Origin of the sequence: Naasia sp. SYSU D00057, assembly GCF_017916505.1 — a bacterium.
GTDB lineage: Bacteria > Actinomycetota > Actinomycetes > Actinomycetales > Microbacteriaceae > Naasia.
This window is the reverse complement of sequence record NZ_JAFMSZ010000001.1, coordinates 920,220-945,427: the sequence shown is the minus strand read 5'-3', so window position 1 is coordinate 945,427 and position 25,208 is coordinate 920,220. Positions and strand designations below refer to the sequence as shown.

Annotated in this window: 21 protein-coding genes; 11 read left to right on the top strand and 10 right to left on the bottom strand. The window is 72.0% G+C overall.

Features of this window, described 5'->3' with window-relative positions; translation table 11 throughout:
- The first annotated feature begins 6 nt into the window (after positions 1 to 6).
- Positions 7 to 1,308: an esterase family protein gene (locus tag J3P36_RS04420; RefSeq protein WP_210506020.1), complete on the top strand. Its 1,302-nt coding sequence runs from the start codon at positions 7 to 9 to the stop codon at positions 1,306 to 1,308.
- Entirely contained in the window at positions 1,305 to 3,806 is a 2,502-nt protein-coding gene (locus J3P36_RS04415; protein ID WP_210506019.1) for a bifunctional lysylphosphatidylglycerol flippase/synthetase MprF, read from the top strand. The genes J3P36_RS04420 and J3P36_RS04415 overlap by 4 nt, the downstream gene beginning before the upstream one ends.
- Before the next feature lie 74 nt (positions 3,807 to 3,880).
- On the opposite strand, the gene J3P36_RS04410 is transcribed toward J3P36_RS04415, so the two are convergent.
- From J3P36_RS04410 to J3P36_RS04385, 6 genes are all read right to left on the bottom strand, one after another.
- On the bottom strand, positions 3,881 to 5,830 hold the full coding sequence (locus tag J3P36_RS04410; RefSeq protein WP_210506018.1) for a beta-galactosidase: 1,950 nt from the start codon (positions 5,828 to 5,830) through the stop codon (positions 3,881 to 3,883).
- Positions 5,831 to 5,868: 38 nt separating this feature from the next.
- The gene (locus tag J3P36_RS04405) at positions 5,869 to 6,795 is read right to left on the bottom strand and encodes a carbohydrate ABC transporter permease (protein ID WP_210506017.1); all 927 of its coding nucleotides are present in this window, start codon (positions 6,793 to 6,795) and stop codon (positions 5,869 to 5,871) included.
- Entirely contained in the window at positions 6,792 to 7,748 is a 957-nt protein-coding gene (locus J3P36_RS04400; protein ID WP_307806945.1) for a sugar ABC transporter permease, read from the bottom strand. The genes J3P36_RS04405 and J3P36_RS04400 overlap by 4 nt, the downstream gene beginning before the upstream one ends.
- Before the next feature lie 122 nt (positions 7,749 to 7,870).
- On the bottom strand, positions 7,871 to 9,223 hold the full coding sequence (locus J3P36_RS04395) for an ABC transporter substrate-binding protein (RefSeq protein ID WP_210506016.1): 1,353 nt from the start codon (positions 9,221 to 9,223) through the stop codon (positions 7,871 to 7,873).
- Positions 9,220 to 11,361 (bottom strand): beta-galactosidase, encoded by a 2,142-nt coding sequence (locus tag J3P36_RS04390; protein WP_246854137.1) that lies wholly within the window; start codon positions 11,359 to 11,361, stop codon positions 9,220 to 9,222. Before J3P36_RS04390 ends, J3P36_RS04395 begins: the two co-directional genes overlap by 4 nt.
- Positions 11,362 to 11,455: 94 nt before the next feature.
- Complete coding sequence (locus J3P36_RS04385; protein WP_210506015.1) at positions 11,456 to 12,448, bottom strand: LacI family DNA-binding transcriptional regulator; 993 nt, start codon at positions 12,446 to 12,448, stop codon at positions 11,456 to 11,458.
- Positions 12,449 to 12,693: 245 nt separating this feature from the next.
- On the opposite strand from J3P36_RS04385, the gene leuA reads away from it, so the two are divergent.
- Positions 12,694 to 14,457: a 2-isopropylmalate synthase gene (leuA, locus tag J3P36_RS04380; RefSeq protein WP_210506014.1), complete on the top strand. Its 1,764-nt coding sequence runs from the start codon at positions 12,694 to 12,696 to the stop codon at positions 14,455 to 14,457.
- 106 nt (positions 14,458 to 14,563) lie between these two features.
- Here the strand turns inward: leuA and J3P36_RS04375 are convergent, their stop codons facing one another.
- Positions 14,564 to 15,211: a trimeric intracellular cation channel family protein gene (locus tag J3P36_RS04375; RefSeq protein ID WP_210506013.1), complete on the bottom strand. Its 648-nt coding sequence runs from the start codon at positions 15,209 to 15,211 to the stop codon at positions 14,564 to 14,566.
- Between the two features lie 116 nt (positions 15,212 to 15,327).
- On the opposite strand from J3P36_RS04375, the gene J3P36_RS04370 reads away from it, so the two are divergent.
- The 3 genes from J3P36_RS04370 to J3P36_RS04360 all read left to right on the top strand — a co-directional run bounded on the left by J3P36_RS04370 (position 15,328) and on the right by J3P36_RS04360 (position 17,335).
- Positions 15,328 to 15,696 (top strand): nuclear transport factor 2 family protein, encoded by a 369-nt coding sequence (locus tag J3P36_RS04370; protein ID WP_210506012.1) that lies wholly within the window; start codon positions 15,328 to 15,330, stop codon positions 15,694 to 15,696.
- 89 nt (positions 15,697 to 15,785) lie between these two features.
- On the top strand, positions 15,786 to 16,532 hold the full coding sequence (gene recO, locus J3P36_RS04365) for a DNA repair protein RecO (RefSeq protein WP_210506011.1): 747 nt from the start codon (positions 15,786 to 15,788) through the stop codon (positions 16,530 to 16,532).
- Positions 16,529 to 17,335 (top strand): isoprenyl transferase, encoded by an 807-nt coding sequence (locus J3P36_RS04360; RefSeq protein ID WP_210506608.1) that lies wholly within the window; start codon positions 16,529 to 16,531, stop codon positions 17,333 to 17,335. Before recO ends, J3P36_RS04360 begins: the two co-directional genes overlap by 4 nt.
- An 82-nt stretch (positions 17,336 to 17,417) precedes the next feature.
- Here J3P36_RS04360 and J3P36_RS04355 read toward each other — a convergent pair whose 3' ends face one another.
- Complete coding sequence (locus J3P36_RS04355) at positions 17,418 to 17,984, bottom strand: AAA family ATPase (RefSeq protein WP_210506010.1); 567 nt, start codon at positions 17,982 to 17,984, stop codon at positions 17,418 to 17,420.
- Between the two features lie 85 nt (positions 17,985 to 18,069).
- Here J3P36_RS04355 and J3P36_RS04350 point away from each other — a divergent pair, with 85 nt between their 5' ends.
- The 5 genes from J3P36_RS04350 to J3P36_RS04330 all read left to right on the top strand — a co-directional run bounded on the left by J3P36_RS04350 (position 18,070) and on the right by J3P36_RS04330 (position 22,397).
- Positions 18,070 to 18,669, top strand: a complete 600-nt coding sequence (locus tag J3P36_RS04350; protein WP_210506009.1) for a YdeI family protein — start codon at positions 18,070 to 18,072, stop codon at positions 18,667 to 18,669.
- Between the two features lie 176 nt (positions 18,670 to 18,845).
- Positions 18,846 to 20,228 carry a glycine--tRNA ligase gene (locus J3P36_RS04345; protein WP_210506008.1) on the top strand — a complete coding sequence of 461 codons (1,383 nt, stop codon included), beginning with the start codon at positions 18,846 to 18,848 and terminating at the stop codon, positions 20,226 to 20,228.
- 206 nt (positions 20,229 to 20,434) lie between these two features.
- Entirely contained in the window at positions 20,435 to 21,085 is a 651-nt protein-coding gene (locus tag J3P36_RS04340) for a DsbA family protein (protein WP_210506007.1), read from the top strand.
- Positions 21,082 to 21,255: a hypothetical protein gene (locus J3P36_RS04335; protein ID WP_210506006.1), complete on the top strand. Its 174-nt coding sequence runs from the start codon at positions 21,082 to 21,084 to the stop codon at positions 21,253 to 21,255. The genes J3P36_RS04340 and J3P36_RS04335 overlap by 4 nt, the downstream gene beginning before the upstream one ends.
- Before the next feature lie 62 nt (positions 21,256 to 21,317).
- Positions 21,318 to 22,397: a hypothetical protein gene (locus tag J3P36_RS04330; RefSeq protein ID WP_210506005.1), complete on the top strand. Its 1,080-nt coding sequence runs from the start codon at positions 21,318 to 21,320 to the stop codon at positions 22,395 to 22,397.
- 86 nt (positions 22,398 to 22,483) lie between these two features.
- On the opposite strand, the gene J3P36_RS04325 is transcribed toward J3P36_RS04330, so the two are convergent.
- Positions 22,484 to 24,529: a PhoX family phosphatase gene (locus tag J3P36_RS04325; protein WP_210506004.1), complete on the bottom strand. Its 2,046-nt coding sequence runs from the start codon at positions 24,527 to 24,529 to the stop codon at positions 22,484 to 22,486.
- A gap of 112 nt (positions 24,530 to 24,641) precedes the next feature.
- On the bottom strand, positions 24,642 to 25,106 hold the full coding sequence (locus J3P36_RS04320) for an aminoacyl-tRNA deacylase (RefSeq protein WP_210506003.1): 465 nt from the start codon (positions 25,104 to 25,106) through the stop codon (positions 24,642 to 24,644).
- Between the last annotated feature and the right edge of the window lie 102 nt (positions 25,107 to 25,208).

The following is a 25,208-nucleotide window of genomic DNA, read 5'->3' as shown; positions in this document are numbered from 1 at the left end:
GGGAGCATGCCGAGCTGGATCGAGGAGATCAGCATCGTCGACGGCCCGGCGTTCATCGCGCCGTTCGCGGCGACGATCGCGCTGGTCGTGTTCCTGTTCCTTCCGGGACCCGGTGTCCGCCGCTCCGCTCGCGCGCAGCTCACCACGACGGCCGTCGCCGGTCTGGTCGGGGGGATCGGGGGAGCGCTCGCGGTCTGGCTCGTGAGCGACGTCGTCGACGCGTTCGGCGTCTCACTGAGCTGGACGATCCGCATCGCCGATGCTCTCGCCTTCGCCGGCCTCGGCATCGCCGTCGCCAACTTCTGGGGCACGCGCTGGCAGCGCAAGGCGGCCGCCTTCCTCACGAGTGGGCTGCTCGCCCTGTCGCTCTCCCTCGTCTTCAACGTCGACTTCGCCCAGTACCCGCGGCTCGGCGACGCGCTCGCCACGACCTACAGCGAGGACGCCGAGCTGCCCCGTCGCGTCGCCGACCCCGTCCCCGTCGAGGAGTGGACCGCACCGGAGGACCTCCCCGAGCGCGGCTCGGTGGGGAAGGTCGACATCCCCGCGACCGAGTCGGGCTTCCCCGCGCGCGGGGCGTACGTCTACCTGCCGCCCGCAGCCTACGCGGCGGAGCCGCCCGCTCTCCCGGTCGTCGTCGCCATGGCGGGCCAGCCGGGCGAGCCGGCCGACATCTTCCGCGCCGGGCAGGTGGACCGCATCCTCGACGCGGTCGCTGCCGATCACGACGGGCTCGCGCCCATCGTCGTGGTGCCCGACCAGCTCGGCGACCCGACCGTGAACCCCATGTGCCTCGACGGTCCGTACGGGGACAGCGAGACGTACCTCACCGTCGACGTGCCCGACTGGATCCGCTCGTCCCTCAACGTCTCGGACGACCCCGCCGACTGGACCGTGACCGGGTTCTCGCAGGGCGGCACGTGCTCGCTCCAGCTGGCGGCCGCGCATCCGGAGCTCTTCGGCGCCCTGCTCGACATCGCGGGCGAGGAGGCGCCCAGCCTCGGCTCGGTGGAGGAGACGATCGAGCGGGGCTTCGGCGGCGACGAGGATGCGTACCGCGCCGCGACGCCCGCCGCGATCCTCCAGGCCAACGCCCCCTACGAGGACAGCGTCGCCCTCTTCGCCGCGGGGGAGCGCGACAGGAAGTACTCTGCATCCATGCGGACGGTGTCCGCGCTGGCCGCCGAAGCCGGCATGGCGGTGACCGTCCTGGTCTCGCCGGGAACGGCCCACGACTGGAACACCGCCCGGTACGGCCTGCGGGAGGGCTTCGCGCAGCTGCTGCCACGGTGGGGGATCGACGGATGAGGCGAGTGCGGCGGGTGCTGCAGCGGCATCCCGCGACCCTCGCCCTCGCCGGCGTCCTCACGCTGCTCGCGGTCGCGACCGCGCCGCTGCGGATCCTCGCCGAGGAGCCGTTCCGCCGCGCGATCGGCACCGGACTCGGGCCGCTGTCCGGCGGGTCCGCCGGGTGGTCGCCGTTCACCTACGGCCTCTTCGCCGACCACCCGCTCGAGCTCGCGACAGCTCTGCTCGCACTCGCGGTGCTCGTCGCGCCCGCCGAGCGCCTGATGGGCGGCTGGCGGACCACGATGGCGTTCCTCTTGACGCCCGCGCTCGGGGCTGCGGTCGGGATGCTGCTCGAGGGCCTCGACGTCCTCGGCCTCGCGGCCTGGAACGACGGGCTCCCGGTCATCGACCCGCTCGCGCCGGCCGCCGGCGCGCTCCTCGCGGGCAGCGCCTTCGCCGACCGCCTGTGGCGCCGGCGGATCCGGCTGCTCGGCGTCGCGGTGCTCGCCCTGATGGTGCTCTACTCGGGCACGAGCGTCGACCTGTTCCGCCTCTTCACCGGCCTCGCGGGAGTGGCGCTCGGCCTCCTCCTGGTGCCGAAGTCGCGCAAGACGGCACGGTGGGCGCGCAGCTCGCGCCACGAGTCGCGCTCGCTCCTCGCGGCGCTGACCCTCGCCGGCGCGGTGGCGCCCTTCGTCTCGATCGCGAGCGGCCAGCCGTGGGGTCCTCTGCATCCGCTCGGGCTGCTCCTCCGCCCCGTCGCCGACTCGGAGCTGTGCGCGTCGACGGCGGCCGCCGCCGGCTGCGCCGCCGACCTGGCCCTCGCGCGGCTCGGTGGACCGGGTCCCGTGCTGCTGTCGGTGCTTCCGCTCCTCGTGCTCGCCCTCGCCGCGTACGGCATGCTCCGCGGCAGGCGGATCGCGGCGTGGACCGCGATCGTCCTCAACCTGCTCCTTTCCGGCCTCGCGCTCCACTACTACGTGCTGCTGCCCGCGCTGCCGGATGCCGACCAGCTGCCCGTTCCCGAGGGCACGGGGGCGGGAGTGTCGATCGCGCTCTGCGTGATCCTGCCGCTCGCCCTCGCGGTGCGGATCGCGACGGCGCTGCCTCAGTTCCCCGTGCGCCCCGGGCGCCCCGCGCTGCGGCGCTACGTCACCACGGTCGGCGTCACCGCTGCCGCCACGGCCGTGCTCTACGTCGGCGGGGGCTGGCTCGTGCGCGATCAGTTCGAGCCGCCCGTGATGCTGGTGGGCCTCCTGGTCGACCTGCCCGAGCGGTTCCTCCCGGTCGGCTACCTCTCCCTGCGCGGCCTCCAGTTCCTGCCGTCCGGGCCCGGCGCCGAGCTGCTCTACGCGGGCATCGGTCCCGCGTTCTGGGCGGTCCTCCTCATCGCGACGGCGGTCGTCGTGTACGACGCGGCCGGGCGCGAGAAGGCGAGCGACCTCGGCCGTGTGCGCGCGCTGCTGCGCCAGGAGGGCCCGGGCAGCCTCTCGCACATGGCGACGTGGGAGGGGAACGACTACTGGTTCACCCCCGAGGACGACGCCGCCGTCGCGTACCGGCTGGAGGGCGACGTCGCGCTGACCTGCGGGCCGCCGATCGGGTCCGGCTGCAACCGGGGCGCCGCGGCGCTCGCCTTCGCCGCGTTCTGCGGCGACAACGGCTGGATCCCGGCGTTCTACGGCATCGACGACGACCTCCGCGACGAGCTCGCCGAGCACGGCTGGCAGACCACGGCGATCGGCGACGACGCCGTGCTGCGCCCCGAGGGCTTCACCATGACCGGCAAGCGCTGGCAGGACGTGCGGACGTCCCTCAACCGTGCGCGCAAGCTGGGCGTCACCGACGAGTGGACCACCTGGGAGCAGCTCGGCCTCACCGCTCGCAGCCAGATCGAGGCGATCAGCGAGGACTGGGTCGCCTCCCGCAACCTCCCCGAGATGGGCTTCACCCTCGGCGGTGTCGACGAGCTCGACGATCCCGAGGTGCGGCTGCTGCTCGCGGTCGATCCGGACGGCCGCATCGAGGCCGTGACGAGCTGGCTGCCCACCTACCGCGAGGGCGAGGTGGTCGGCTGGACGCTCGACTTCATGCGCCGCCGACCGGACAGCATGAACGGCGTGGTCGAGTTCCTCCTCGCCCGCATGATGCAGCGGGCGAAGGACCGGGGCCTCGAGTTCGTGAGCCTCTCCGCCGCTCCTCTCTCCCGGGTGGCGGAGCGCACGGGCGACCCGGACCTCACCGCGCAGGTGCTCGGGTTCCTCGGCCGGCGCCTCGAGTCGCTGTACGGCTTCCGGTCGCTCCTCGCGTTCAAGGTGAAGTTCCAGCCGGAGTTCCGCGCCCTGCACGTCGCCTTCCCCGACCTGGTGCTGCTGCCCGCCGTCGGCATGGCGATCGCACGCGCGTACCTGCCCGCCCTCACGGTGCAGCAGGCGATGACGCTGACGCGCTCGCTCGTGTTCTCCGGCGAGAGCCCGCGCACCCGCGCTCTCAGCGGCTCGGGCCGGGCCCACTAGGCAGGGCCGAAACGGGCCGGATCGGCGGATCCGGGCCGCCGAGGAGGCCCGAATCTGCCGAACTGGCCCGGATCTCAGTCCTCGCTGTCGACGGCGCCCTCGACCTCGACGGTGTTCTGCACGAGGTCGATGCGGAAGGTGTACGGGCCGCGGCGGACGACCTCCTGGCCCTCGGGGACGCGCTCGATCGTCATCCCGGTCTGCTCGACGATCGCCGAGAGCAGCGCCTCGCGGGCGCTCGGCTCGGGAAGGGTGGCGACGTACCAGGCGGCCCCGTCGCCGATCTCGTTCACGGTGACGGCGGGGGAGCCCTCGAGGCCGGCGTGCGCGAACTCGGCGAGCACCGACGCCGATCTCGGGTGCAGCACCTCGCCCCACGACGACGCGGCGGCGGACCCGCCGAGGACGTCGCCGCGCAGCCGTGCGGCCGGCACCTCGGCCGACTCCGCCTTCACGACGGCGCCCTCGTAGACGCCGATGGCGCCGGCGGTCGGCGAGAACTCCTCGATCCAGACGCCGAGCGTCTCCTGCAGGCGGCCGAGGTAGCCGCCGAGCCGGACGTGCAGGTTCTCGTCGAGGATCCCGGTGTGGTGCGTCACGACGAGGCGCCCGCCGGCCGCCGCGTAGTCGTGCAGGTGCTGGAGCTGCGCGTCCGAGGCCACGAAGAGGCTCGGCACGACGACGACGGGGTAGTCGGCGAGTGGGCCGTCCGCCTGCACGAAGTCGACGGTGAGCCCGAGCGCGGTCAGCGACCGGTGCCACGCGAAGATCCCGTCGAGGTAGGGGAGCGCGGTCGGGGAGGCCGGCTGCTCGATGGCCCACCAGCTGTCCCAGTCGAGGACGATGGCGGCCTTGTCGCCGCCGACCCGGGTGCCGGCCAGCGAGTCGGACAGCGCCGCCAGCTCCTGTCCGAGCTCCTCGATCTCGCGCCACACGCGCGTCTCGGTGCCGCTGTGCGGCACCATCCCGGAGTGGAACTTCTCCGCCCCGGCGGCGGACTGGCGCCACTGGAAGTAGAGGATGCCGTCGGCGCCCCGCGCGAGCGCCTGGTAGGACCAGGCCCGCATCTGGCCTGCCGCCTTCGGCGCGTTCCGCTGCCGCCAGTTGACGGCGCTCGGCGCCTGCTCCATGAGCAGCCAGGGCTGCCCGCCGCGCAGCGAGCGCATGAGGTCGCGCTGCATGGCGGCGTAGGCGGGGGCGTCGGGGTCGGCGGGGTCGGGGTAGGAGTCGTCGGCGACGACGTCGACCTCCTTCGCCCAGGCCCAGTAGTCGACGGGCTTGAAGAAGCCCATGAAGTTGGTCGTGATCGGCACATCGGGCGAGACCCGACGCAGCACCTCGACCTCGGCCCGGTAGCAGGCGAGCAGCTCGTCGCTGCTGAAGCGGTCGAAGTCGAGCAGCTGCGTCGGGTTCTGGAAGGTGGGCGCCGCCCGCGGGGGCAGGACCTCGTCGAAGGAGTCGTACCGCTGCGACCAGAACGCCGTGCCCCACGCCTCGTTGAGCGCCTCGACCGTGCTGTACCTGTTCTCGAGCCACCCACGGAAGGCGGCGGCGGAGGCGTCGCAGTAGCAGCGGCTGACGTGGCAGCCGTACTCGTTGTTGACGTGCCAGAGCTCGAGCGCGGGATGCTCCGCGTAGCGCTCCGCGATGGCGGTCACGAGGCGCCTCGCGTGCTCCCGGTAGACGGGGGAGCTGGGGCAGTAGTGCTGCCGGCTGCCCGGCCACAGCTTCGTGCCCTCGGCGGTGACGGGCAGCATCTCCGGGTGCATCTTCGCGAGCCAGGCGGGCGGCGACGCGGTGGCCGTGGCGAGGTCGACGCGCACACCTCCCTCGTGCAGCTGGTCGAGGATCCGGTCGAGCCAGCCGAAGTCGAACTCCCCGTCCCGCGGCTCGAGCTTCGCCCAGGAGAACACGCCGACGGTGGCGAGGTTCACGCCGGCCCGCTGCATGAGCCGGACGTCCTCCTCCCACACCTCCTCCGGCCACTGCTCGGGGTTGTAATCGCCGCCGTACCAGAGGGGCATGGTCTTCCTTCCGCTTCGAATCGACCGGGGTGTCCCGGTCAGCCTTTCACGCTGCCGGTGGCGAGCCCGCTCTGCCAGTAGCGCTGGAGGAACAGGAACGCGACGATCAGCGGGATGATCGACACGAACGAGCCGGTGATCACCGTGGAGAAGAGCGCCTGGGATCCGCCGCCCGCCGTCGCCGCGGACTGGATCTGCGCGAGCCCGACGGTGAGCGGGTACAAATCCGAGGTGTTGAGCATGATCAGCGGCAGGAAGTAGTTGTTCCAGGTGCCGACCAGCGAGAACAGGAACACGGTCACGAGCCCGGGACCGAGCAGGCGCATCCCGACGCCCCAGAAGATCCGGTTCTCGCCGGCGCCGTCCACGCGTGCCGCCTCGATGATGCTGTCCGGCACGGCGTCGGTCGCGTACACGCGCATGAGGTAGACGCCGAACGGATTGACGAGCGACGGGATGATGATCGCCCACGGGGTGTCGGTGAGGCCCGCGGACGCGAACAGCAGGTAGGTCGGCAGCGCAAGCGCCGTGAGCGGGATCATGATCGCGCCGAGGGTGATGCTGAAGAGCGCCTTCCGGCCGGGGAAGTCGTACTTCGCGAACGCGTATCCCGCCATCGCGGACAGCACGGTCGCGCCGAGGGCGGAGACGACCGAGTAGAGGATGGTGTTCGCGATCCAGCGGAGGAAGATCCCGTCGCGGAGGGTGAACAGCGTCTGCAGGTTCTCGATCAGCGCGAAGTTGCCGCCGAACCAGAGGCCGAAGGTGGAGAACAGCCCCGAGTTGTCCTTCGTCGTCGAGACGACGAGCCACCACAGCGGGAGGACGAAGTAGAGCACGCAGATCCACAGCAGCACGGTGAGCAGCACGCTGCGCCGGCGCTGCGGGTCGTAGGCACGGGGGCGGCGGCCCGGCGCCGCCACCTCCTCGACGGGCACGGCCGCCCGGGCGTCGATGGACGTCATGAGTCGGCCCTCTCCTTCCGCTCGCGGCGCTCGGTGCTGAGCTGCACGACGTACGAGGTCACGGCGATCACGATCCCGAGGAGGAAGGCGAGCGCGGCCGCGTAGTTCAGCTCCTGGTTGAGGAACGCGACGTTGTACGCGTAGTAGTTGGGCAGGATCGAGTTCGACACGGCGTCGCCCGCGATGGTGTTCAGCAGGCTCGGCTCGGCGAAGAGCTGGAACGTGCCGATGATCGAGAAGATCACGGTCAGCAGGATCGCCGGCCGGATGGACGGGATCTTCACGCTCCACGCCACGCGGAACTGGCCGGCGCCGTCGATCTCCGCCGCCTCGTACAGCTCAGCGGGGATCGACCGCAGGGCGGCGTACATGATGATCATGTTGTAGCCGACGAACTCCCACGTGACGATGTTCATCATCGCGCCGAGGATCGACTCCCGCGTGAGGAACTCGGGGGTCGCCCCGCCCAGCGCTCGGACCACCTGGGCGATCGGGCCGAAGTCCGGGCCGTAGAGGTAGCCCCACATCAGGGTCGCGACGACCGCCGGCACCGCGTACGGCATGAAGATGAGCAGCCGGATCGCCTTCGATCCGCGGGCGCGGTTGCTGTCGAGCGCGAGGGCGAAGAGCAGCGAGAGGCCGAGCATGATCGGCACCTGGATCACGAAGAAGAGGCCCGCGCGGCCGAGGCTGCCGAGGAAGGCCGGGTCGGTGAGGGCCCGGGCGTAGTTGGCGAGGCCGGCGAAGACCTGGCCGCCGATGAGCCGGCTCTCGAAGAGGCTCAGGTACCCGGAGTAGGCGAGCGGCACGACGAGCATCGCGATGAACACGACGAAGAACGGGAGGATGAACAGGTAGGCCGCACGGTTCTGGCGGCGGCGCGCCGTGCTCGTGTGGTGCTTCGGGGGAGGGACTGTGGCGCGCTCGGCGGTGAGCGCGGGTGCAGAGGTCACAGCGGTTCCTGACTTCGCGGACGGAGGGTGACGGGTCGGCGCACGCCTGGAAGGGCGGACGCGACGGGCCGGATGCGGACGGGGAAGGTGGGGTGCCCGCCGGGCGGCGGGCACCCCGGGCGTCACTCGACCGTGAAGCCCTGATCCTCGGCGTAGCTGACGAGCTGGTCCTGCCAGGTGTCGAGGGCGGCGGAGATGTCGCCCTTGTCGGCGATGACGGAGCCCATCGTCTCCTCGTAGCTGGAGTACACGTAGTCCATGAACGGCAGCCACTGGAAGTCGGTGTCGACGGTCTCCGAGATCTCCGCGAACAGCTTGTTCACCTGCTGTCCGCCGTAGAACTCCGACTCCTGCTCGAGGAACGCGGGGTCGTCCAGCACCGACTGCTGCGGCGGGTAGAGGAACTGCTCCGTCGCGAGCATCAGCGCCGACTCCTCGTCGTGGTTGATGAACTTCGCGAGCTCGGCCGCGGCGATCGGGTTCTCGCTCGACGCGAGGACGGCGTCCGAGGACCCGCCCCAGTTGCCGGAGACGTTCTCGCCCTCCTCCCACTGCGGCAGGGGAGCCGCCCGCCAGAGGCCGGAGGTGCCCTCCGCCGTGCCCTGCAGGAAGACGGGACCCCAGGCGGCCGTGAGCCAGCCGGCGTACTTGCCGTTCGCGAGCCCCTGGTACCACTGGTCGTTGAAGTCGACGTCCGTGGAGATCAGGTCGCGCGAGATCAGGTCGGTCCAGTAGTCGGCGACGGCCTTGGCCTCGTCGCTGTTCACGTTGATGCCGACCGTCTCCTTGCCGTCGTACGCGAAGGGCTTCGCGCCGGCCTGCCAGAAGAAGCCGATCATCTGCCCCGCCTGCGTGGCGCCGACGTTCGAGATGTACGACCCGGTCGCGTCCTTCACCGACTGCGCGGCGGCCGCGTACTCCTCCCAGGTGCCGGGCGGCTCCGTGATGCCGGCCTGGCTGAGGATGTCCTCGCGGTAGAGGTTGCCCATCGGCCCGACGTCCTGGGGAATGCCCCAGACCGCCTCGTCGGGCGCGACCTGCTTCCAGGCCCAGTCGACGTAGTCGCCGGCGAGCTCGTCCGCGCCGTAGGGGCGCAGGTCGAGCAGCGAGTTGTTGAGGACGAACGACGCGATGTACTGGTACTCGATCTGGGCGACGTCGGGAGCTCCCTCGCCTGCCTCGATGGCGCTGCGGAGCTTCTGGTAGTGCGGCAGCCCCTGGCCGACGTTCTCGACCGTGACCTTGATGTTCGGGTACTTCTCCTCGAAGAGGTCGACCTCGTTCTGGATGTCCGGCACCCAGGTCCAGAAGGTGAGCTCGGTCGGGGTGTCGAGTGCCTCGTCGATCTCGTCCTGCGACACCGGCCCGGTCTCGCCGCCGCCTCCGTCGGCGCTCGGTCCCGAGCATCCCGCGAGCGCGAACGCCGCCACGACGGCGAGCGCGCCCAGCTTCGTTGCTGTGCGTGTGATTTTCATCGTGATCCTTCGGTGGAAGGGACGGAGGACTCGGTCGGGTCCTCCGGTACCCCGAGCACGAGCGACGCCCGCGGTTCGAGGAGCATGGGGGCGCCGCCGTCGTGCCGGGCGCCGGTGACGAGATCCACGACCGCGCGTGGCGGGACGACGGTGGCGGGGTCGGGCGACCAGTTCGCGACGAACGCCACGGGGCCGCGGGAGCCGCGCCCCGTGGCGATCGTGACGGTCGACGGCGCGGACCACTCCGCCGCGGCCGTCCGCGGCACCAGCCAGCGGCCGAGGCTGCGGCCGAACGCGGCATTGGGGACGGTTCCGAGGTAGCTGACGCGGCCGGCTCCGGCCGCCTTCGTCGTCAGCGCGGCACGGGCGCCGAGCTCGGTCGGGCCGTACTCCACGAGCACGTCGGCGCCGTCGACCTGGAGCACGTCGACCCAGTCCGTCCCCGCGGCCCCCACCTCGAGCTCCACTCCGCTCTCGGCGGCGGAGTGCACGACCAGCGGCTCCGACAGGTTGCTGTACTCGTCGTAGGTGACGCCGGCGGCCTCGGCGAGCCGGTCGGGCGCTACCGCGAGTCGCGCTCGCGCGAGCTGGTCGCCGTATCCCGTGCGGATGCCCACGACGAGGTGACCGCCCGCCTCCGCGTAGGCGCGGAGGGCGTCGAGGACCGCGTCCTCGACGACGTACAGGGCCGGGGCGACGAGCACAGGGAAGCGCCGGGCGAGCTCCGCCGGATCCGCGTCGAGGAACTGCCGCACGTGCTGGACGCGCACCTGAGCCCCCGCCTCGAAGAGGCCCCGGTAGTAGGCGTCGAGGATCTTCAGGTAGGCGTGCGGATCAGGGTCTCCGCCCGGCGTCGCGAGCGGCGGGTAGAACTCGAACGACCACTTCGTGTCGGCGGAGTAGAGCAGGAGCACGTCGGCATCCGGCTCGTAGTCGTCGAGCGCGTCGCCGATCGCGGACAGGGCGCCGCCGAGCTCGGCGGCCTCCCGGTAGATGCGGCCGGGCCGCTGGCTGTGGGGGAGGACCCCGCCCCAGTAGGTCTCGGTGCCGAAGTGCAGGGTGTGCCAGTGCCAGTACTCGACCATGCGGGCGCCGCGGGCGAGGAGCGCGAACGCGGCCTGGCGCAGCTGGCCCGGGTAGGGCGGATGATTCTGCCAGGCGCCGCCGATCGACTGCGCGTTCGTCTCGGTCACGAGGAACTGCGACTGCGCGGACGACCAGGCCCGGTCGCCCCACTGGAACAGCGCCCACACCCCGGTGTGCCACCAGGGCTGCTCGCGCGGCACCTCGGCGTCGGCGGTCAGGCCGTCCTGCATCTTGTAGTACGGGTTGCCGGCCACCACGTCGAGCGGCCGCACCAGGTCCTCGTCGTCGATCTGCGGCCGGGAGTAGGAGATGCAGGTGGTCACGAACTGGTCGGGGCGGGCGTATTCGCGCACGATCGCCGCCTGCCAGGACATCAGCTCCGTCGGCAGGGTGCTCTGGAACCGCCGCCACTCGAGCTGGTACTGCGGCTGCGCGTTGCCGCCCGGCCGCCACAGCTCGGACCAGTCGGAGAGGCGGTGGGACCAGTACACGAGGCCCCACTCCTCGTTGAGCCGCTCGACCGTGCCGTAGCGGTCGCGGAGCCACTCGACGAACCGACGGAACGTCGGCTCGTTGTCCGGAAGGGTGTTGCCGGGCTCGTTGTCGACCTGGAAGCCGATGACCGCGGGATGGTCGGCGTAGCGGGCCACCACCTTGCGGGCGACCCGCTCGGCGTAGAACCGGTAGGCGGGGTGGCTCTGGTCCATCTCCTGGCGCGCACCCCACTGGAGCACGGAGCCGTCGGCCTTGCGCACCGCGATCTCCGGATGGAGGCGCTGCAGCCACGGCGGCACGGCGTAGGTCGGGGTGCCGAGGATGACCGAGATGCCGCGGGCGTGCGCTCCGTCGAGCACCGGCTGCAGCCAGTCGAGGTGGAACTCGCCGTTCCGGGGCTCCCAGGTGGACCAGACCGACTCGCCGACTCGGATCACGGAGAAGCCGGCGTCCCGCATGAGGTCGAGGTCGCGGTCGAGAGTGCCCTCCGGCTGATACTCCGCGTAGTACGCGGCGCCGAAGAGGATGCCCGAGAACCCCGGATTGCCCGTCACCATCGACTCGCTTCCCCCGGGATGTTGTCGAAAACATCCCGCCGTCGGAGACTAACGGCGGTTCCGCGCCGAGCGCAATGGCCGGAGCGGCGAGGGGTCAGACGCCCGCGGTGGACCGGCGCGCGCGCAGCTCGGGCAGGGCGAGGGCCGGCGGAGCCCCCGTGGCGGCCCCGCCGATCCGGCCCGCGAGAGCCTCCACGATGAAGGTGCCCTCGCCCTCGAAGTCGATGGCCACCGTCGAGAGCGAGGGGAGAAGATACCGCGCCTCCGGCATGTCATCGGTGCCGATCACGCTCATGTCGTCCGGCACGCGGCGGCCCGCCTCCTCCAGTGCCGAGATCAGCCCGATCGCCATGCTGTCGTTCGCCGTGGCGATCGCGGAGACGCTGCGCTCGCCGCTGCCGAGCCCGGCCCAGGCGGCGCTCCCGGACGCCGCCGACCAGTCGCCCTCCCGGATCCAGGTGACCTCTCCGCCGCCCTCGGCGATCTCGCGGGCGAAGCCGTCGCGGCGGTCCTGACTCGCCATCCAGGAGGCCGGGCCGCTGAGGTAGCCGACCCGGCGGTGGCCGAGGCCGAGGAGATGGCGGGCCGCAAGCCGCCCCGCCCGCTCGTTGACCGAGACGGTGTCGCCGGCGCCGACCATCCGGTTGTCGATGAGCAGGGGGAGGGCGAGCGCGCGGGAGGAGAGGGAGGCGATGACCGCTTCCGTCTGCGCGGTGGCGATGACGCCCGCCACCTGGTGTTCGAGGAGGATCGCGAGCGCCTCGTCGACGGCCTCGGGGTCGTCGCCGGACACCGCCGCGATGTCGAGCACGAACCCGAGTCGCCGTGCCGCCGCTGTGGCTCCGGCGATGATGCGCGACGGGCCGGCGTGGTCGAGCCGGTGCGCCAGCACGCCGATGCGGTTCACGCGCCGCGACCGCAGCAGCCGGGCAGCGGAGTTCGGCCGGTACTCCAGCTCGTCGAGGGCGCTCTGCACGCGCTCGCGGGTCTCCGGCCGGATGCCCGCGAAGCCGTGGAGGTACCGGCTCACCGTCTGGTGCGAGACGCCCGCCCTGCGCGCGACGTCGTAGATGGTCGGCGCCTTCACGGCTCATTTCTAGCGCTCACCGGCCCCGCTGCGAATCTCCCGGTTCGAGGGACGCCCCAGCAGCGCCCCCGGGCGCCGGGAGAGGGGCGCCGCCTGGGAGCCGGGGGAGGGCCCGTGCTACCCTGACCGCGTGCTTCCTCACGGCGCGCTCCTTCTTAGCCGCCGCGACGGGTCCTAGTTCCCAGGCCTTCCCCGTCGCGGAGTTCACGAGCGCCTGAACCCATTCCGCGCAAGGAGAAGGATCCGTGAAGAACAACCAGAAGCCCTCGACGATGCCCGTGCATCGCTACCGCCCTTACCAGGAGCAGTTCCGCGTCGACCTGCCCGATCGCACGTGGCCGGGCAAGCGCATCACCGAGGCGCCCCGCTGGTGCGCCGTCGACCTGCGGGACGGCAACCAGGCCCTCATCGACCCGATGAGCCCCGAGCGCAAGCGGATCATGTTCGACCTGCTGGTCCGGATGGGCTACAAGGAGATCGAGGTCGGCTTCCCCTCGGCCAGCCAGACGGACTTCGACTTCGTCCGGCAGCTGATCGAGGAGGGCGCGATTCCGGACGACGTCACCATCCAGGTGCTGACGCAGTCCCGTGAGCACCTCATCCGCCGCACCTACGAGTCGCTGGTCGGCGCGAAGCAGGCGATCGTGCACCTCTACAACTCGACGAGCGTGCTGCAGCGGGACGTCGTGTTCCGCACCGGCAAGCAGGGCATCATCGACATCGCCCTCGAGGGCGCCCGCCTGTGCCGCCAGATGGAGTCCACCGTGCCGGGCACCGACATCTACTACGAGTACTCGCCGGAGAGCTACACGGGCACCGAGCTCGAGTTCGCGGTCGAGGTCTGCAACCGGGTGCTCGAGGTCTTCGAGCCGACGCCCGAGCGCAAGGTCATCATCAACCTGCCGGCGACCGTCGAGATGGCGACGCCCAACGTCTACGCCGACTCCATCGAGTGGATGAACCGGCACCTCGACCACCGCGAGAACGTCATCCTGTCGCTGCACCCGCACAACGACCGCGGCACCGCCATCGCGGCCGCTGAGCTCGGCTACCTGGCCGGCGCGGACCGCATCGAGGGGTGCCTCTTCGGCAACGGCGAGCGGACCGGCAACGTCGACCTCGTCGCACTCGGCATCAACCTGTTCACCCAGGGCATCGACCCGCAGATCGACTTCTCCGACCTGGACGGCATCCGCCGCACCGCCGAGCACTGCAACCAGCTCCGCGTGCATGAGCGCAGCCCCTGGGCCGGCGACCTCGTCTACACGGCCTTCAGCGGCAGCCACCAGGACGCCATCAAGAAGGGCTTCGAGGCGATGGCCGTCGAGGCGAAGGCGCAGGGCAAGCCCGTCGACGAGCTCGAATGGGCGGTCCCGTACCTGCCCGTCGACCCGAAGGACCTGGGCCGGTCGTACGAGGCCGTCATCCGCGTCAACTCGCAGTCCGGCAAGGGCGGCGTCGCCTACCTGCTGAAGGCCGACCACGCGATCGACCTGCCCCGCCGGCTGCAGATCGAGTTCTCCGGCGTCGTGCAGGCGAAGACCGACGCCGAGGGCGGCGAGGTCACGAGCGACGAGATCTGGGCGATCTTCCAGGACGAGTACCTGCCCGCGCGTGACGACGCCGACAAGTGGGGCCGCTTCGAGCTGAAGAGCACCCGCATCACGAGCGAGATGACCGGCACGGTCACCCTCGCCGCGCGGCTGCGGGTCGGCGACGCGGTGGAGGACGTCGAGGGGACCGGCAACGGCCCGATCGCGGCGTTCCTCGACGTGCTCTCCGACCAGGGCGTCGAGGTGAAGCTCTACGACTACGTCGAGCACGCCCTCTCCGCCTCCGGCGACGCGCTCGCGGCCGCCTACGTCGAGCTCGAGGTGAACGGCCGCCGCCTGTGGGGCGTCGGCATCGACGCCGACAGCTCGACCGCGTCCCTCAAGGCGATCGTCTCGAGCGTCAACCGCTCGATCCGCGCGGAGATCGCGGACCAGGTCGACCTCGCCCTCGTCTGACCCTCCTTCTGCATCTCGCGCTCGCCGCGGGTGAAACGTCGTCCCCGCGGGTGTCGTTCCACCCGCGGCGAGGGCGTTTCTGCCGCGGCGAGCCGAGGGCGGTCGGCTAGGAGATGGGGCGGCGGCGGAAGGGGCGCTGCTCGGGCAGCGACCAGCCGAAGCGGACCGCCAGGAGGCGGATCACCGTCGTCGTGATCACGCAGACGGTGGCGGCTGCCTCGATCGGCGCGCCCAGCAGCAGCGCGGCGACGAGCAGGGCCGTGCCGACGCCCGCGGCGACCGCATAGAGCGAGCCGACGTGCATGAGCGCGATCGGCAGGTTGAGCAGCAGGTCGCGCATCACGGAGCCGCCGACCGCGGCCAGCACGCCGACGAACACGGCCGGCACCTCCGGCAGGCCGAACGCCAGCGCCTTCGACGTGCCGATCGCGCCGAACAGGCCGATGGTCAGGGCGTCGAGGATCGCGATGGGCACCGCGAGCCGCGAGAACAGCTGCTGCAGGAGCATCCCGAGGAGCGCCGCCGCGACCGCCGTCGGCAGGTACCAGTTGGTGCCGAGCGCCACCGGCGTGGTGACGAGGACGACGTCGCGGAGCAGTCCGCCCCCGAGCCCGGTGGCGAAGCCGATGATCGCGACGCCGAGCAGGTCGAGCCGCCGATCCCGGAACCCGGCGGCGAACATCGCGCCCTGCAGGCTGCCGATCGCGACCGCCGCCAGATCCGCCCAGAGGGGGATCGAGAACGGCGCGGGCACCCCTCAATTCTGCCGGTCGTCGCACAGCCGCCGGGCCGTCCGCTACCCCGATCGCTCATGGTGAACACTCGGTGCCGCTGTTGGCGTGCCCTCGACCGGTCGGGCAGTCTTAGCGAATGGCACTCGTCACCTCCACCCTGGATTCGGTCATCGTCGTCTGGCACGTCGCGGTCAACGCGGGCGATGCGGAAGCCGCGGCCGCCGCCTGCACCGAGGACGTCGAGATGACGAGCAGCCAGGGGCCGCTGCGCGGCCGGGACGAGATGAGCGACTGGGTCCGCTCGTCCGGCATCAAGCTGATGCCGAAGGAGGCCTACGACGTGCCCGGCGGCATCGTCGTCGCCCAGGAGGCCACCTGGCCCGCGCGCTCGGACATGCAGCCCACCCGCCTCTACACGGCGTTCGGCCTGCGCGACGGATCCATCTCGGGCGTCTACCCGTACGGCTCCCTCGAGGAGGCGCGCGCCCACCCGGTCGCCGCCTGATTGGTCCCGGCGCCGCCGCAGCCCCGGCGCCGCGCGACCGACCGCGCCTCCCGGCGCACGCCCACCCCTCGGGGCGGGATACTGGAGGGGTGCCGGTCTATCGCGATGAAGCCGTCGTGCTCCGCACCCACAAGCTGGGGGAGGCCGACCGCATCGTCACGATGCTCTCGCGACAGCACGGCAAGATCCGGGCCGTCGCCCGCGGGGTGCGCCGCACCTCGTCCAAGTTCGGGGCGCGCCTCGAGCCGTTCATGGTCGTGGACGTGCAGCTTTACGAGGGACGCAGCCTCGACGTGATCACGCAGGCCGAGTCCCTCGCCTCCTACGGCGCCTCGATCGCGAGCGACTACGGGTCCTACACGGCGGCGAACGCGATCGTCGAGACCGCCGACAAGCTCACCGAGGGCGAGCGGTCGCTGCAGCAGTACCTGCTGCTCCTCGGCGCCCTCCGCGCCCTGTCGCGCGGCGAGCACTCGCCGGGCCTCATCCTCGACTCCTACCTGCTGCGCGCCCTCTCGATCGCCGGCTGGGCGCCCACCTTCACCGACTGCGCCGTCACCGGCGTCCCCGGACCGCACAGCGCGTTCGTCGTGCAGCTCGGCGGCGTCGTCGCCGACGAGGTGGCGCCGCCCGGATCGCCGCGGCTCGCGCCGGCCGTCATCGCCCTCCTCGGGGCGCTGCTCGCGGGGGAGTGGGCCGTCGTCGAGGCCGCCGACGACCGCAGCCGGTCTCAGGCGAGCGGGGTCGTCGCCGCCTACGCGCAGTGGCACCTCGAGCGCGGCCTCCGGTCGCTGCAGCACGTCGACCGCACCGGCAGCGCGGCGGCGGGAGCCTGATGGCGAAGCCGACGACGCATCCGGACGCGGTTCCGTACCGGCCGATCGACTGGACGGGGCAGTACCCGCCGGAGCTGCCGCCCGCCGCCGTGCCCGCGCACGTGGCCGTCATCATGGACGGCAACGGCCGCTGGGCGAACGCCCGCGGGCTGTCCCGCATCGAGGGCCACAAGGCGGGCGAGGCGGCCCTGCTCGACGTGGTGGCGGGCGCCATCCAGATCGGCGTCGAGCACCTCAGCGTCTACGCCTTCTCCACCGAGAACTGGAAGCGCTCGCCCGACGAGGTGCGCTTCCTGATGGGCTTCAACCGGGACGTGCTGCACCGCCGACGCGACCAGCTCAACGAGTGGAACGTCCGGATCCGCTGGGCGGGGCGCCGCCCCCGGCTCTGGGGCTCGGTGATCAGCGAGCTGCAGTACGCCGAGCGGCTCACCGCCGGCAACGACGGCCTCACCCTCACGATGTGCGTCAACTACGGCGGCCGGAACGAGATCGCGGACGCGGTGCGCGGCATCGCCGACGACGTCGCCGCCGGGCGCCTCCGCCCCTCCGCCGTGACCGAGAAGCTCATCGCGAAACGGCTCTACGTTCCCGAGATGCCCGAGGTCGACCTCCTCGTGCGCAGCTCGGGCGAGCAGCGGACCAGCAACTTCCTCCTCTGGCAGGCCGCCTACGCCGAGATGGTGTTCCTCGACACCCTCTGGCCGGACTTCGGCCGGCAGGACCTCTGGCGCGCGATCTCGCAGTACGCCGATCGGGACCGCCGCTTCGGCGGCGCCGTCGACGCGCCCACCGCATCCTGACCTCGCCGCGGGGGAAACGTCGTCGCCGCGGGTGTTCTTTCGCCTGCCGGGAGGACGTTTCTCCCGCCCCGAGCGGGGACGGCTAAGGCCCGACGGCGGCGGTGAGCGGGCCGGCGACCCAGCGCTCGACGTCGGCGGCCGAGGCGAGGCGCACGATCACGAGGTGCGGGGCCTCCGCCTCGAGCGCGGGGACCGTCCGCTTGTACTTCCGCTGCGTGCGCAGCGCCCAGCGGATGATGTGGTCGCGCCCGGTGAAGAAGCCCCAGAGGGGGCCCTCCACGTTCCCGTTCCAGAGCACCTCGCGGCGCAGCCGGCGGCGCACCGTGCGGCGGATCAGGCGGGTCAGCGCGACGCGGGCGGGCAGGTCGAGCCAGACGAGCAGGTCGGCGCGCGCGGCGAGGGTCGGGCGCGCGGACTGGTACTGCCACTCCGTCACCCAGGCCGGGCCGCTCGTCAGTGCCTCGACGTCGTCGAGGAAGCTCTCGCGGTAGGTCCACGCCGGGCCGTGGTAGAGCGCGTCGATCTCGGTGTGCGGGGAGCCGGTGAGGTCGGCGATCCGCACGGCGAGCGTCGTCTTGCCCGCGCCGGTCACGCCGGCGACGAGGATGCGGCGCGGCCGATGCGGCAGAGGGTCCGCGGCGCCGAGCATCCCGTCAGGCTAGCGGCGCCGGTCCCGCCGCCGGGAGTTGAGCCCCTCCGGGGTGCCCGGCAGAATCGGCGACGAGGAGGCCCCGATGGCGAGACCCGACGAAGCGCCCCGCGTGCACTTCGAGAGCCCGGACCAGTGGCGGGCGTGGCTGCTCGAGCACGCCGAGTCGGAGTCGTCCGTCTGGCTCGTGTCCTGGCGCAGCTCGACCGGGCGTCCCGCCATCCGGTACGAGGACGCGGTGCTGCACGCGCTCTCCGTCGGCTGGGTGGACAGCACGCAGAAGCGCGTCGACGACGAGCGCACGATGCTGTACTTCGCCCGCCGTAAGCCGGGCAGCATGTGGTCGCGGCCCAACAAGGAGCGCGTCGAGCGACTGCACCGCGAGGGCCTGATGACGGCAGCGGGGGAGCGCGCGATCGAGGAGGCGAAGAGCCGCGGCACCTGGACCGGCCTCGACGACGTCGAGAATTCCATCGTGCCGGACGACCTCGCCGCCGCCTTCGACGACCACCCCGGCTCGCGGGAGCAGTGGGACGCGTTCCCGCGCTCCGCCCGGCGTGCGATCCTCGAGTGGATCGTCCAGGCCAAGCGGCCCGACACGCGGGCGCGCCGTGTCGAGGAGACCGCGCGCCTCGCCGCCGAGGGCAAGCGCGCCAACTCGTGGCCGCCCGAAGGGCGGGTCTGAGCGGATCCCGCGGGTGCTGCGGACGACTCGCGCCGGTAGACCGTCGCAAGTTGTCCGCACGACCCGCGGAACCCCGGCCCGGGCGGCGGGGGCGGGGGCACCCTCCCGGCCCCCGGTAGACTCGTGGCCGCATTCGACCGGCCGCGCACCCAGCTCGGCCAGAACCTGGAGCTCCTGTGGCCGCGTCCCGTCTCGATTCCGTCATCGCCCTCGCCAAGCGGCGGGGGTTCGTCTTCCAGGCGGGGGAGATCTACGGCGGAACCCGGTCGTCCTGGGACTACGGGCCCCTCGGTGTCGAGCTGAAGGAGAACATCAAGCGGCAGTGGTGGCGCGCCGTCGTGCGCAGCCGCGAGGACGTCGTCGGGCTCGACTCGAGCGTCATCCTGCCCCGCCAGGTGTGGGAGGCGTCCGGTCACGTCGAGGTGTTCACCGACCCGCTGGTCGAGTCGCTGCACACCCATAAGCGCTACCGCGCCGACCACCTGCTCGAGGCGTACGAGGCGAAGCACGGCCACCCGCCGGAGAACGGCCTCGCCGACATCCGCGACCCCGAGACCGGCCAGCCGGGTGCCTGGACGGAGCCGCGCGCCTTCTCGGGCCTGCTGAAGACGTTCCTCGGGCCGGTCGATGACGAGAGCGGCATGCACTACCTCCGTCCCGAGACGGCGCAGGGCATCTTCGTCAACTTCGCGAACGTGCTCAACTCGGCGCGCATGAAGCCGCCCTTCGGCATCGGCCAGATCGGCAAGAGCTTCCGCAACGAGATCACGCCGGGCAACTTCATCTTCCGCACCCGCGAGTTCGAGCAGATGGAGATGGAGTTCTTCGTCGAGCCGGGCACCGACGAGGAGTGGCACCAGTACTGGATCGACGAGCGCTTCCGCTGGTACACCGACCTCGGCATCAACCCCGACAACCTGCGGCTGTACGAGCACGCCAAGGAGAAGCTCAGCCACTACTCGAAGCGCACCGTCGACATCGAGTACCGCTTCGGCTTCCAGGGCGGCGAGTTCGGCGAGCTCGAGGGCATCGCGAACCGCACCGACTTCGACCTCAGCACCCACTCGAAGCACTCGGGCGCCGATCTCACCTACTTCGACCAGACCCGCAACGAGCGGTGGACGCCGTACGTGATCGAGCCCGCTGCCGGCCTCACCCGCTCGCTGATGGCGTTCCTCGTCGACGCGTACTCCGAGGACGAGGCGCCCAACACGAAGGGCGGCGTCGACAAGCGCACCGTGCTGCGCCTCGACCCGAGGCTCTCGCCGGTGAAGGCGGCCGTGCTGCCGCTGTCCCGCAACGAGCAGCTCTCGCCCGTCGCCAAGGGCATCGCCGCGACCCTCCGCCAGGACTGGAACGTCGAGTTCGACGACGCCGGCGCGATCGGCCGCCGCTACCGCCGCCAGGACGAGATCGGCACCCCGTTCTGCATCACCGTCGACTTCGACTCGCTCGAGGACAAGGCGGTCACGATCCGCGAGCGCGACTCCATGTCGCAGGATCGCGTCTCGATCGACCGACTGCACGGCTACCTCGCCGAGCGGCTCATCGGGGCCTGACCGTGCACGCGTGTCGTCCGGCCGCGGCGCCGGGCGGCGCTAGCGTGACCCCATCGCGTCCGAGGAAGCCGAGGTCCATGAACGAGCCGTCCGCTCCCCAGCCGCTGCCGGCGGCCGTCCTGGTCAGCCGGGCGCTCGACGAGGGCTCCCTCGACTACTGATTCCCTGCCGGGAATGCGTCGGCGCCGGACCCGGTTGGCTTCGCTGTGAGCAGTTCTGTGAAGGTCGACATCTGGTCCGACATCGCGTGCCCGTGGTGCTACATCGGCAAGCGCAAGTTCGAGGAGGGGGTCCGCCGGTTCGGCGGCGACGTCGAGGTGGAGTACCACTCGTTCGAGCTGTCGCCCGACACCCCGGTCGACTTCGAGGGCAGCGCCGCCGACTTCCTCGCCGGCCACAAGGGCCTGCCGAAGGCGCAGGTGGAGCAGATGATCGACCGAGTGATCGGCATCGCCGGCTCCGTCGGGCTCGACTACGACTACGAGGCGCTGCAGCACACGAACACGGTGAAGGCGCACCAGCTCCTGCACTACGCGAAGGAGCGCGGCCGCCAGGCGGAGATGAAGGAGCGCCTCCTCCGCGCCTACTTCATCGAGGGCCGCCACGTCGGCCGGGTCGAGGATCTCGCCGACCTCGCCGACGAGCTCGGCTTCGACCGGGCGGACGTAGTGCGCTCGCTCGAGGCCGACGAGCACCTCGGCGCGGTCCGGGGCGACCAGGCCCAGGCGGCCGCCTACGGCATCAACGGCGTCCCGTTCTTCGTCTTCGAGGGCAAGTACGGCGTCTCGGGGGCCCAGGACGCCGCGGTGTTCGCCGAGGCGCTGGCGCAGGTCGCGAACGAGAAGGCGACGGCGTGAGCACCTCCGCCGAGTCGCCCGCGACGGACGCCGGCGAGACGGTGCCCGTCGCTGCGCTCCCGGCACTACTGCCGCTGCCGCAGGCCCCGAGCGGGCTCCGGCTCCTCGCCGTCGGGGACGCGTGCGCCGGCGTCTGCGTCGACGGGGTATGCGAGGTGCCCGCGGGCTGAGTCCGCTCCGGCCGCCGGTCGCCTCTTGTCCCGCGGGGCATCAGGTCCTACCGTGACCCGCCGTGGATCACCGTCGGCGGGTTCGCGCGTCCGGCGCCGTGCTGGTCGCCGCGGCGCTCCTCACGGCGGGATGCGGCGCCCAGTCGCCCGCCCCGACCTCGGTCCAGCCCGCCGATGGCCTCCCGACCGCGCCGCCGGCGAGCCCGGGCGAGCCCTCGCCGGCGGTGCCGCCTCCTCCGCCGAGCGGCCCCTCAGTCGCCGGATGCCCTGCCGCCACGGTCCTCGTCGCGGGGGCCCCGGCCCTGCAGAGCGCCCTGCGGCATGCACGGGCCGGGGACGTCATCGCGTTGGAGCCCGGCATCTACTCGGGCAACTTCCTCGTCACCGCGTCGGGGACCGCCGACCGGCCCATTCACGTGTGCGGCAGTGCCGACGCCGTCCTCGACGGCGGCACCGTGCAGGACGGGGAGGTGCTCCGTCTCGACGGCGCCCAGCACTGGCGTCTGGTCGGCTTCGGCGTCCGCAACGGCCGGAAGGGGATCCTCGCCGAGGGGACGGTCGGGTCGGTGTTCAGCGGACTCGCGGTCTCCGGCGTCGGGGATCAGGCGGTGATCCTCCGGCGGGCCAGCACCGACAATCTCGTCACGGGTCTCACGATCCGGGGCACCGGGCTGCGGCGGCCGGCGTCCGGCGAGGGCATCTACGTCGGAACGCCGGCGGCCCGGTGGTGCGAGGTCACCGCGTGCGCCCCGGACGCGAGCGATCGCAACGCGATCGTGGGGAACGACATCGCGGGGACGACGGCGGAGAGCGTCGACGTGCGCGAGGGCACCTCTGACGGGATCCTCCGCGGCAACCGGTTCGACGGGACGGGGATGTCGGCGGCCGACTCGTGGGTCGACATCAAGGGCAACGGCTGGCTGATCGAGGAGAACGCGGGCGTGAACTCGCCGGGGGACGGCTTCGAGACGCACGAGGCCGTGGAGGGCTGGGGCGGACGCAACACCTTCCGTGACAACGTCGCCGACGTCAACGGGCCCGGGCGCGGATACTCGATCCGGACGCGCCAGGGCAACGTGTTCGAGTGCAGCAACGAGGCCTCGAGGGCCGCCGCGGGCAGAAGCAACATGCTCTGCACCTAGGCGGTCGGCGCCGGCCCCGCGCGTGCTCCCCGCCGTCCCGGATCGGGGAGGGCGAGGAGCACGCCGGCGGGTCACCGGGGCGGCGGTCAGGCCCGCCAGACCTGCACGACGCTCGGCCGGGGCGCATGCGCCACTCCGGGTGCGCTGGCCGCCGCGTAGTCCGGGAACAGCGACGTGGGTGCGGCGTAGGTGCCGTTCTCGCCCGGGTGCTGCACCGCGACGTAGACGAGGCCGTCCTGGTCGTCGATCACGGGGCCGCACGTCTCCGCCTCGCGCGGCACCGCGAGGAACTGCTGAACGTGCCCCCGCTCCGCTCCCTCGAGCGGGACCTTGAAGAGGCCGTCGTTGCGCCCGATGGCGCCCGGCTGGCCGTCTGTCGAGATCCAGAGGGTGCCCTCGCTGTCGAACGCGAGGTTGTCGGGGCAGGAGATCGGCGAGACCTGCGTCCGGGGGAAGCCGGCGAGGTAGGCGCTCGGGGTCAGCGCGGGATCGCCGCACAGCAGCAGCACCGACCAGCCGAAGCGCGTGCCGGCCTGTCCGGCCGTCTCGGTCAGCTCGAGGACGTGCCCGTCGCGGTTGTTGTTGCGGGGATTCGCCTCCTCCGCGCCGTAGCGGCCCGGCTTGCCCCGGTCGGTGTTGTTCGTGAGGGCGACGTAGACCTTGCCCGTCCGCGGGCTCGGCTCGACGTCCTCCGGGCGGTCCATCTTGGTCGCCCCGACGGCGTCGGCAGCCAGGCGGGTGTGGACGAGCACCTGCGCGATCGTCATGCCGGGCACCGCGCTCGCTCCGGAGCGGGTGAGCGGGATCCACTCGCCGCTGCCGTCGAAGGCGCCGTCCGCCGGCAGGGTCCCGGTGCCGTCGATCTCGGCGGCGGGGGAGTCGCCGGAGAAGCGGGCCACGAAGAGGTCGCCCTCGGTGAGCAGCGAGAGGTTGTTGCGCCGGGCGGCCGCGGAGGCGCCCTTCTGGAACCGGCCCTTCGAGACGAACTTGTAGAGGTAGTCGCCGCGCTCGTCGTCGCCCATGTAGGCGACGACGCGGCCGTCCTCCGCCACGATGACGTTCGCGCCCTCGTGCTTGAGGCGCCCCATCGCCGTGTGCTTCCGCGGCGTCGAGGACGGGTCCTGCGGGTCGAGCTCGACGATCCAGCCGAAGCGGTTGGGCTCGTTCTCGTAGCCGGGCGTGTCGGCGTCGAACCGCGGGTCCCACGTCTCCCAGCCCGTCTCCGTCGCCTGCTTCTTGAAGCCGTAGCGGCGGCGCTCGGCGGTCGTGTCGGCCGCCGAGAAGTAGCTGTTGAAGTTCTCCTCGCCGGAGAGGATCGTGCCCCACGGGGTGAGGCCGCCGGCGCAGTTGCCCAGAGTGCCGAGCACGCGCCGGCCGGTGCGGTCGGCCGTGGTCTGCAGCAGCGCGGATCCGGCGGCGGGGCCCGTCAGCTCGAAGGTGCTCTCGACCGTGATGCGGCGGTTGCGCGCGCCGTCGACGCGGTACTGCCAGGGCTCGCCCTTCTTGCGGCGGGTGAGCTCCACCACGCTCATGCCCTGCGCCATCTTGAAGATCTCGGATCGGCGCCGCAGCTCTGCGGGGTCCGTCGAGGCGGGGAACATGATGGCGGGATTCGAGTACTCGTGGTTGCAGACGAGCACTCCGGTCCGCTCGCCGCCGGTGCGGTCGGGGAGGATCGCGAGGTAGTCGTTGTTGTAGCCGAACTGCGCCGCCTGGGAGCCCGGCGTCTGCTGCGTGAAGTCGAAGGCGGGCGCCGAGGCGAACAGCGGGTCGCCCCAGCGGATGACGGGCCGCCACTGGTAGCCGGCGGGCACGGTGAAGGCGTCCACGGTGCTCGGCACGGGCGCGATCGGAGAGAACGGCAGCCCACCGCGCGGCGACGCCGCCGCGGGGGAGGACCCGGTGAGCGGGTCGGCCGCGAGCACGACCGCGCCGGCGGCCGCCATCCCGAGCAGCGCGCGCCGGCTGAACGCGGTGCTCGCGATCGAGCGGAACGTCGGGTTGGCGGACGTGTTGCACTCCGGGCCGAGACAGGCGTCGCCGCACTTCAGGCGGCAGGTGACGGGGGAGCGCTTCCCCCGGGCGTGGTCGGCCATCGGCAGCAGGCGTACGCGGTCGGGCGTGAGTGTCATCGGATCGTCCCCCTCGGTGATTCCCGACCACCCTCGCCCAGGTCGGGAAGGGGGCGGTGACCGCAGGGTGAACGAGGGGTGAACCGGCCCGCGGCCGGGTGTGGCCGGCCGGCTAGTCGCTGATGTCGGCGAGGGTCGCGCCGAGACCGGCCACCAGGGCGTCGGCGTCGACGAAGGCGCTCACGCCGTGCTCGCCGGCGCCCATGGCGATCCGCCGGCCGGCGATGCGCTCGTCGGCGTAGACGGGCCAGGCCGTGCTGCTGCCGAGCGGCGTGATGGTGCCGCGCTCGTAGCCCGTCGCGTCGAGTGCCTGGTCCGCGTCCGGCAGCTGCAGCTTGTTGACGCCGACCACGCCGCGCAGCTTCGACCAGGCGATCTGCCGGTCGCCCGGCACGAGCGCGAAGAGGAACGTGCCGTCCTTCCGCTTCACGACGAGGGTCTTCACGATGTCGGCCGGCGGGATGCCGAGAAGGCCCGCCGCCTCCTCGAGGGAGCGGGCTCCTTGCCGCTCGACGAACTCGATGTCAACCCCCGCCGATTGCGCAGCGGATCGCACGCGATCGCGCCCCCGTTTCATGACATTTCCTCCGGTTCAGCGCTCCCGGCGTGTTGCCGGTCTGTAAAAGCCTGGTTACGGGGACCTTACCCGCGGAGGGTGCGCGGACCCCTGCCACCCTTG